Source organism: Achromobacter sp. GbtcB20, from assembly GCF_019091095.1.
Lineage (GTDB): Bacteria > Pseudomonadota > Gammaproteobacteria > Burkholderiales > Burkholderiaceae_B > Achromobacter > Achromobacter mucicolens.
This window is the reverse complement of the sequence record NZ_JAGXJZ010000171.1, coordinates 1-595: the sequence shown is the minus strand read 5'-3', so window position 1 is coordinate 595 and position 595 is coordinate 1. Positions and strand designations below refer to the sequence as shown.

Below are 595 nucleotides of genomic sequence, written 5' to 3'. Positions count from 1 at the left end.
GGCAGGAAGTCGGCCATGGCGGCGGGATTCGCCAGCAGGCGGATGCGGCCCTTCAGGCCGCTGGCATAGGTGCGCCGTTCGCCGCGCCTCTGCTCGACCTGGCCGAGGGCGATGCGCGCATGGCGGACCAGGGCTTCGCCGGCGGCGGTGGCGCGCACCCCGCGCCGGTTACGCTCCAGCAGCGGCGCGCCCAGCGTCGCTTCCATCCCCGCGATGCGCTCGCTGACCGAGGCCAGCGCCAGGTGCATGGTGCGCGCGCCGCCGGTCAGGCTGCCGCACTCGACCACGCTCAGGAATACCCGCAGGTCGGTCAGGTCGAAGCGCATCGTGGTCTCCAGCATTCGGAATTGCCGAAGTCTAGCACCGGAATTGCCAGATTGCCAAGGAATCGCCCCGGCCCTAAGATCCCCCCATGGACACGACGATTCCCCCTTTCCTGGGCGGGAACGGTCGCAGGAAGGACTCGGGCGCCGGCGCAATGCCGCGCCTTCCTCCGGTCCAGGCGAACGCTTGCGGCAACGCCGCACCCTTGACCATGATGTGAGGACCCTATGCTCGACGCCTTGTTGGCAACCATCGGAACCCTGGGCATCCT

General features: G+C 69.1%; 1 protein-coding gene. It reads right to left on the bottom strand.

Annotated features, from left to right (window positions below):
- Nucleotides 1-326: LysR family transcriptional regulator (locus KVT32_RS28400; RefSeq protein ID WP_217619239.1), on the bottom strand; the 326-nt coding region annotated here is incomplete at its 3' end.
- Nucleotides 327-595 lie beyond the last annotated feature (269 nt).